We start from the raw sequence: 4,892 nt of genomic DNA, 5'->3' as shown, positions 1-4,892 counted from the left end.
CCATCTAGCAATTTTATGCTCCCAGTTACATCCGTTGTCCTTAAATAAAACTGTGGCTGGTAATTCGCAAAAAATGGTGTATGCCTTCCTCCTTCCTCTTTCTTTAATATATAAACCTCCGCCTTAAACTTTCTATGCGGTGTTATCGTCCCCGGTTTCGCTAATACTTGCCCTCTCTCCACTTCTTCTCTTTTTGTTCCTCTTAACAATATTCCTACATTGAGTCCTGCACTTCCCTTATCCAGCAACTTCTTAAACATCTCAACACCTGTGCATATCGTCTTTTGCGTCGCTTGCAGACCTATTATCTCTATCTCTTCTCCCGTCTTTATCTCTCCCTTCTCTATTCTTCCTGTTACCACTGTTCCTCGCCCCGATATCGAAAATACATCTTCGATTGGCAATAAAAATGGTAAATCCACAGGCCTTGGTGGAACCGCTACATATTCATCTAACTTTTCCATCAATTTGTCTATTGATTTCTTTCCATATTCGCTGCTGTCATCCTCCAGCGCCTTGAGTGCTGAACCAACCACCACAGGCACTTCATCCCCTGGAAATCCGTATTTACTCAGTAATTCCCTCACTTCCATTTCTACTAAATCTATCATATCAGCATCAGCAACATCAGCTTTATTTATATACACCACGATATATCCAACACCTACCTGCTTCGCCAGCAATATATGCTCTCTCGTTTGTGGCATTGGCCCATCAACCCCCGACACTACCAATATCGCCGCATCCATCTGTGCTGCACCTACTATCATATTCTTTACATAGTCAGCGTGTCCAGGACAATCAACGTGTGCATAATGCCTTTTTTCCGTCTGATACTCAACATGCGCTGTTGCTATCGTTATCCCCCTCTTCCTTTCTTCTGGCGCTTTATCTATCTGATCGTACGCTACAAAATTTCCATAATGCTTCGTTATCGCCGCTGTTAACGTCGTCTTCCCATGATCCACATGTCCTATTGTTCCCACATTTACATGCGGCTTTCCAAATGCTTCCACTACTGCTGTCATAATTATTACCCTTAATTATACTCTAACTTTAACTCATCAACCACATATTGTGGCACTTGCTCATAACAAGAAAAATGCATACTATACTGCGCCCTTCCCTGAGACATAGAACGCAAAACGTTGATATAACCAAACATATTTGCAAGAGGTACCGAAGCAGTAATTATTTTACTATTATTACCTAAATCGAGCATATCAGCAACATTTCCTCTTCTACTATTTATATCACCCATAACATCACCCATATATTCTTCAGGAGTAATGATTTCAACTTTCATTATAGGCTCCAGCATTTTTGGACCAGCTTTATTTGCCATCTCTTTAAAAGCACCTTTAGCAGCAAGTTCAAAAGCTAAAGGACTAGAATCAACCTCATGAAAAGCACCATCAAGAAGGGTAGCCTTAAAATCAATCAACGGAAATCCCGAAATTATACCACCTTCTTTTATCAACTCCAAGCCATTTTCTACCCCAGGAATATACTCTTTTGGAATAGCACCACCTACAATTTTACTTTCAAATTGAAACCCAGAACCAGGCTCAAGAGGTTCAAATTTTATTTTAACCTTAGCAAACTGACCAGCTCCACCAGATTGTTTTTTATGAGTGTAATCAATTTCAACAGATTTAGTGATAGTTTCACGATACGCAACCTGAGGAGCACCGACGTTAGCCTCAACGTTAAATTCGCGCTTCATTCTATCAACAATAATCTCAAGATGGAGCTCACCCATGCCTTTCAATATAGTCTGGCCACTTTCCGCATTTACTGACATTCTCAAAGAAGGATCTTCTGCAACCAACCTATTTAGAGCAATACCTAATTTTTCCTGATCTGAAGTGGTTTTAGGTTCCACAGCAATTTCAATAACAGGCTCAGGAAATTCCATACGCTCCAATAATATAGGAAAATCAACAGAACATAAAGTATCTCCGGTGGTTGTTTTCTTTAGCCCAACTAAAGCAACTATATCTCCAGCCCTAGCCTCAGTTATATCTTCTCGGTTATTTGCATGCATAAGTAACATTCTGCCAATCCCTTCAGTTTCGTTTTTTAACGCATTTGAAACGGTAGATTTAGACTTTAATTTACCAGAATAAATACGGATAAACGTCAAGCTGCCTACAAATTTATCCGTCATCACTTTAAATGCAAGAGCAACAAATTTCTCTTTTTCTGAAGGTTTGACCTCAATTTTCTTTTCTGAATCTTTAGGATCAATTCCAACAATTACATCAACATCAATAGGAGAAGGTAAAAAGTCAACCACACCATCTAAAAGTGGTTGTACGCCTTTATTTTTAAAAGCTGATCCACATAACACAGGAACAAATTTTCCTTTAATGGTCCCATTTCTCACGCACTTTTTCAGTAAATCCACTGGCAGATCATTAGACTCAAAGTAAGTATTCATCGCTTCATCATCCATCTCAGCTGTAGCATCTAATAAAAGATTTCGATATTCTTGAGCCTTATCAAGCAAATCAGAAGGAATACCTTCATAAGAAAATTTAGCGCCCAACGTTTCTTCTTGCCATATAATGGCTTTCATAGAAATAAGGTCAATTATACCTTTGAAATCTTTCTCACTCCCTATTGGTAAATGAATAACTAAAGGTGCTGCACCAAGCTTCGTCTTTATCATATCAACACATCGATAAAAATTTGCCCCTACTCTATCCATCTTATTAACAAAGCAGATACGAGGAACGCTATATTTATCAGCTTGACGCCACACTGTCTCAGATTGAGGTTCAACTCCAGCAACTCCATCAAATACAGCAACTGCACCATCCAAAACCCTTAAAGATCTCTCAACTTCAATAGTGAAATCAACGTGACCAGGAGTGTCTATTATATTGACCCTATGATCATTCCAAAAACATGTTGTTGCAGCAGATGTGATTGTAATACCACGCTCCTTTTCCTGCTCCATCCAATCCATAGAAGCTGCACCATCGTGCACTTCACCAATTCTATTTTGCTTACCAGTATAAAATAAAATACGCTCTGTTGTGGTAGTCTTACCAGCATCTATGTGAGCCATTATCCCTATATTTCTGTATTTAGATATTCCAATTTCCATATCACAATTAATTAGCTAACATTAAAAACGAAGATGAGAAAATGCCTTATTAGCTTCAGCCATTTTATATTTTTCTTCGCACATCTTAAACGCACCACCGCGTTTATTATAAGCATCCAGTATTTCAGATTGCAAACAATCAACAGTGGTTTTTCCACTCTTTTTTCGAGCAGCAGAAGCTGCTTTAGCAATCCACCTTAACGCTAAAGAAACCGCTCTATCTTGTCGAACTTCAACAGGTACTTGATAAGTTGCACCACCAATGCGTCGAGAACGCACTTCTATAGAAGGAGTAACATTTCCTACTGCTGTCTCAAAAATTGATAACCCACCTTCGCCTATTTTCTTTTCAGCTAAAGACAAAGCGTCATAGATAATCTTTTCTGCAGTAGATTTTTTACCACATTTCATGATTGTATTAATGAAACGCATCAGCAAAACACTGCCGTAACGCGAATCAGGACTTATTTCTCTTTTTTTTGCTTTATTCCGACGAGCCATAAACTTTAACCAGATTTCTTTACACCATATTTTGAACGAGCTTTCTTTCGATTTTGCACACCACGCAGATCAAGGGCACCTCTTATTATGTGATAACGCACACCTGGCAAATCTTTAACCCGCCCACCACGTATCAAAACAACAGAGTGTTCTTGTAAATTATGACCTTCACCAGGTATATAAGCCGTCACTTCACCATACCCACTAATTTTTACTCTGGCTACTTTACGGAGTGCTGAGTTAGGCTTTCTAGGAGTTGTAGTATACACCTTAGTGCAAACACCTCTCCTTTGAGGGTTGCTTTCTCCCAAAGCTGGTACCTTTTTCTTATGGGTCAATCCTAATCTACCCTTACGTATTAATTGATTTATCGTAGGCATATGTTATAAACTCAAGCTCATTAAAATAACTAAGTTTTTAGTTATAAAATAATAAACCTCAATAGTCAATATAAAAATAAACATTACTACTCTAATAATTAAGCTCAACTGCCTTGAAAGCCATCAGTAGACTTCTTGCACTACCTCCCAAGCCACAACTGTCATTCAGTAGAAACGAAAAAACTTGCTTGACAAGCTCCGCCAGCCCCCTTATCATGAAACTGAAGGTATTCAGTTATCTTCATCTGTGCAGATTAAACAGCAAGAAAACAACGTAGTTGGCGTCTTATTTTTAATTTTTTGCACTATGTGCACCTTATGTCTTCACAACATTTCTGGGTTTTTACCTATATAAGCTGAAACGCGCTTATAAGTCGTTTAAGACAGTATAGTACGCCAATTTGCAGGATTAGAGAGTGACAACTAGCTAACGCGGGGTTTCTTTTGCCTTTTTTTCTGTTTGGTAAATTTCTTAAACATTTGCAGCGTAGGTTAGTTGCAATTAAAAGCAGCTAAATTGCAGTGTTTAAGACTTAAAAAACGCCAAATACTGAAAATAGACAATGACTAGGGCTTCTTTTGCCTTTTTTTTTGTTTGGTAAATTTCTTAATATTTATAGCAACATGAACTGGGCAGGAAGGTGTCATTCCAGTGCTCCTGTGATGTCATCCCAGTGCTTGACACTGCTCTCCTTTGTCATCCCAGTGCCCAGACACTGGGATCCAGTTTTCCATATAATCTCATCGAAAACGTTGTATTTTAACGTAAAACATCTATTTTTATGCTTACCAACTTAATAAAATTCCTGGATCCCAGTGGGCTTTGTTGCATCGCTCTTCGGATAGTAGGTAACGCACAATAAATTTATGAAGCTATCTCAAATTTAGCCATACCA

The 4,892-nt window shown here is 38.5% G+C and carries 5 protein-coding genes; 1 reads left to right on the top strand and 4 read right to left on the bottom strand.

What is annotated here, in order from left to right; all coding sequences use genetic code 11:
• From tuf to rpsL, 4 genes are all read right to left on the bottom strand, one after another.
• A partial coding sequence (gene tuf / locus OZD66_RS03635; RefSeq protein ID WP_275022244.1) for an elongation factor Tu occupies window positions 1–1,028 on the bottom strand: 1,028 nt, incomplete at its 3' end.
• An 11-nt stretch (window positions 1,029–1,039) separates the two neighbouring features.
• Window positions 1,040–3,115: an elongation factor G gene (fusA, locus tag OZD66_RS03630; RefSeq protein WP_182366418.1), complete on the bottom strand. Its 2,076-nt coding sequence runs from the start codon at window positions 3,113–3,115 to the stop codon at window positions 1,040–1,042.
• 21 nt (window positions 3,116–3,136) lie between these two features.
• A complete protein-coding gene (rpsG, locus tag OZD66_RS03625) occupies window positions 3,137–3,616 on the bottom strand; it encodes a 30S ribosomal protein S7 (RefSeq protein WP_182366420.1) in 480 nt (159 codons plus the stop codon).
• A 5-nt stretch (window positions 3,617–3,621) separates the two neighbouring features.
• Window positions 3,622–3,996: a 30S ribosomal protein S12 gene (gene rpsL / locus OZD66_RS03620; RefSeq protein ID WP_006279787.1), complete on the bottom strand. Its 375-nt coding sequence runs from the start codon at window positions 3,994–3,996 to the stop codon at window positions 3,622–3,624.
• 579 nt (window positions 3,997–4,575) lie between these two features.
• On the opposite strand from rpsL, the gene OZD66_RS03615 reads away from it, so the two are divergent.
• Window positions 4,576–4,794 (top strand): hypothetical protein, encoded by a 219-nt coding sequence (locus OZD66_RS03615; protein ID WP_182366422.1) that lies wholly within the window; start codon window positions 4,576–4,578, stop codon window positions 4,792–4,794.
• The last annotated feature ends 98 nt before the right edge of the window (window positions 4,795–4,892 follow it).

This window comes from Wolbachia endosymbiont of Drosophila baimaii (assembly GCF_028982185.1).
GTDB classification, from domain to species: domain Bacteria; phylum Pseudomonadota; class Alphaproteobacteria; order Rickettsiales; family Anaplasmataceae; genus Wolbachia; species Wolbachia pipientis.
Note: the sequence above shows the minus strand (reverse complement) of the source record. Positions and strands in the feature narration are given on the sequence as shown.